Source organism: Pyxidicoccus fallax (assembly GCF_012933655.1).
Lineage (GTDB): Bacteria > Myxococcota > Myxococcia > Myxococcales > Myxococcaceae > Myxococcus > Myxococcus fallax.
On the sequence record NZ_JABBJJ010000629.1, the window covers coordinates 1 to 2,967 of the forward strand.

The following is a 2,967-nucleotide window of genomic DNA, read 5'->3' on the forward strand; positions in this document are numbered from 1 at the left end:
CCCCATCACCCTGGTGGTGGGCGGAGACGTGACGCTGGGCCACAACCACCAGACGTACTTCGACGCCGAGGTGGCCAAGGGCCGCTCCCGCGAGGAGATGCTCGCCTACGGCTTCAAGGAGGTGAAGGCGCTGGGCGACGCGGCCGACCTCTTCGTCGTCAACCTGGAGTGCCCCTTCACCGAGGGCGGCGAGAAGCTGCCCAAGAACTTCAACTTCCGCGCCCGCCCCGAGCTGGTGGGCTCGCTGGTGGCCGGCGGCGTGGACGTGGTGAGCCTGGCCAACAACCACCTCATGGACTACGGCGCCCAGGGGTTGGTGGACACGCTGGTGACGCTGGAGGCGGCGCGGATTCCGTACTTCGGCGCGGGCCGCAACCTCGCCGAGGCCCGCCGGCCCGCCATCCTCACCGTGGGCGGCGTGCGCGTGGCCCTGCTGGGCTACTTCTTCCTCGGCGAGCGCAACATCGAGCCGCCGCAGGTCTACGCCACCGAGACGACGCCGGGCGTGGCCGGGCACTTCTCCGACGTGGAGGTGATGGAGCGGATGCTCCGCGAGGACGTCATCGCCGCGAAGCAGCAGGCGGACGTCGTCCTGCCCTTCTTCCACTGGGGCCGCGAGGGCACGTACACCCCGGAGCCCTACCAGGTACGGCTGGCCCACGCGGCGATTGATGCGGGCGCCAGCGGCGTGCTGGGCAGCCACCCGCACGTGCTCCAGTCCATGGAGCTGTACCAGGGCGCGCCCGTCGTCTACTCACTGGGGAACTTCGTCTTCGGAGGGAACTGGAACCCGCGGGACAAGCGCAGCGCGCTGTGGAAGGGGCGCTTCGGCCCTGGCGGTTACCTCTCCAGTGAGGTGCTGCCGCTCCGGACGGACCGATATCCCGAGCTGCCCTTCCAGCCGGTGCCCGTGACGGGCGAGGCGGCGGAAGAGGTGATGCGGCTGCTGGCCGATTCGTCGAAGGCGGTGGACCGAATGCTGCCCGAGCTGGAGCCGTGGGCCCGGCCGCCTCCCTCCCCCGGGAGCCAAGGGAGGGAGTAGTCCTCGCGTCAGACCTTGTTGTTGGCCTGGCCCTTCTTGGCCCGGCTGCGGCGGCGCTTCAGCTGGCTCTTCCGGCCCTTGGCGCGGTTGGCGAGCTTCTTCTTGGAACGATTTCCCTTCTGGGCGGGCATGAAGGACTCCGTGTAGGTGATGTGGAACCGACCGCCAGTGGCGGTGAAGGCGGCCCTTCTTTCATGCGACCGCCCAAGCAGCCAAGGATTTTCTTGACTCCGCCCACCCTTGCCAGAGGGCGGCCAAAGGGGCAATACCCCCCGGAACGACGATGATTGACAAACTCGAAGACGTCGAGCGCCGGTTCGAGCGCCTTACCGCCGACCTGTCGAACCCCGACGTACTCGCCGACTCGGCGAGACTGCAGAAGGTCTCCAAGGAGCGCGCCAGCCTGGAGAAGCTGGTGGACACCTTCCGGACCTACCGCAAGGTGCTGGCCGACCTGAGTGAGGTCGAGGCGTGGCTGGGCAGCAGCGACCCGGACGAGAAGGCCTACGCCCGCGAGTCCCTGCCCGGCCTCAAGGAGCAGCGCGACGAGCTGGAGGCCCAGCTCAAGATTCTCCTCCTGCCCAAGGACCCCAATGACGAGAAGAACGTCATCCTGGAGATCCGCGCCGGCGCGGGTGGCGACGAGGCGGCCCTCTTCGCGGAGGAGGTCATGCAGATGTACCTCCGGTACGCGGACAAGAAGGGCTGGAAGGCGGACATCCTCGACATGAGCGCGGGCAACGCGGGCGGCGTGAAGGACGCCACCGTGACGCTGTCGGGCGACGCCGTCTTCAGCCACATGAAGTACGAGTCCGGCGTGCACCGCGTGCAGCGCGTGCCGGCCACCGAGACGCAGGGCCGCATCCACACCTCCACCATCACCGTGTCGGTGATGCCGGAGGCCGAGGACGTGGACATCCAGATCAACCCGGCGGACATCGAGATGCAGGTGATGCGCTCGACGGGCTCGGGCGGTCAGAGCGTGAACACCACGGACTCGGCGGTGCGCCTCATCCACCACCCGACGGGCATCGTGGTGAAGTGCCAGCAGGAGAAGAGCCAGCTGAAGAACCGCAACATGGCCATGCGCATGCTGCGGGCGAAGCTGTACGAAATCGAGCAGGAGCGCATCCGCAACGAGCGCGACTCCACGCGCCGCGCGCAGGTGGGCACCGGCGACCGCAGCGAGAAGATCCGCACCTACAACTTCCCGCAGGACCGGCTGACGGACCACCGCATCGGCCTCACCGTGCACAACCTGCCGGGCGTCATGGCGGGCGGCATCGACGACGTCATGACCGCCTGCCGCACCTACTACCAGGCCGAGGCGCTCAAGGCGCAGACCGGCGGGGGCCCGAGGCCCTCTTCCGACGCATGAGCAGCGAGACCTGGACCATTCGCAAGGTCCTCACCTGGACGACGCAGCACTTCGAGAAGCGGCAGGTGGACGCTCCCCGGCTCACCGCGGAGATCCTCTTGTCGCACGTGCTCAAGCTGGGCCGCGTCCGCCTGTACGTGGACCTGGACCGCCCCCTGTCCAAGGACGAGCTGGGCACCTTCCGCAGCCTCATCGAGCGGCGGCTGGCCGGCGAGCCCACGCAGTACCTCACCGGCGTGAAGGAGTTCTACAACCGCCCCTTCAAGGTGGACGCGCGGGTGTTGATTCCGCGGCCGGAGACGGAGCTGCTCGTGGAGGCGGCGCTGCGCATGCTGCCCAAGGACGCGCCGTCGCGGGCTCTGGACCTGTGCACGGGCTCGGGCTGCATCGCCATCAGCCTCGCGGCCGAGCGCCCGCAGGCCACCGTGGTGGCCACGGACCTGTCCCCGGACGCCTGCGCCCTGGCGAAGGAGAACGCCGAGGCCCTCAAGGTGGCCGACCGGGTGACGGTGCTGCAGGGCGACCTCTTCTCCCCCCTCCCCCCGGA

4 protein-coding genes are annotated in these 2,967 nt (G+C 68.8%); 3 read left to right on the forward strand and 1 reads right to left on the reverse strand.

All coding sequences use genetic code 11. The features are described 5' to 3' along the window. Positions 1-1,042 (forward strand): CapA family protein (locus tag HG543_RS52830; RefSeq protein WP_169352550.1); only part of this gene is annotated, 1,042 nt, incomplete at its 5' end. Positions 1,043-1,050: 8 nt separating this feature from the next. Here HG543_RS52830 and HG543_RS56725 read toward each other — a convergent pair. Beyond that, entirely contained in the window at positions 1,051-1,173 is a 123-nt protein-coding gene (locus tag HG543_RS56725; protein ID WP_281404565.1) for a hypothetical protein, read from the reverse strand. 152 nt (positions 1,174-1,325) lie between these two features. On the opposite strand from HG543_RS56725, the gene prfA reads away from it, so the two are divergent. Beyond that, the gene (prfA, locus tag HG543_RS52835; RefSeq protein WP_169352551.1) at positions 1,326-2,420 is read left to right on the forward strand and encodes a peptide chain release factor 1; all 1,095 of its coding nucleotides are present in this window, start codon (positions 1,326-1,328) and stop codon (positions 2,418-2,420) included. Continuing rightward, a partial coding sequence (locus HG543_RS52840) for a N5-glutamine methyltransferase family protein (RefSeq protein ID WP_169352552.1) occupies positions 2,417-2,967 on the forward strand: 551 nt, incomplete at its 3' end. The genes prfA and HG543_RS52840, both read left to right, overlap by 4 nt.

Excerpts from the sequence above, each read along its gene's own strand:
- HG543_RS56725 (WP_281404565.1), bottom strand. The coding sequence starts at position 1,173 with ATGCCCGCCCAGAAGGGAAATCGTTCCAAGAAGAAGCTCGCCAACCGC.
- prfA (WP_169352551.1), top strand. The coding sequence starts at position 1,326 with ATGATTGACAAACTCGAAGACGTCGAGCGCCGGTTCGAGCGCCTTACC.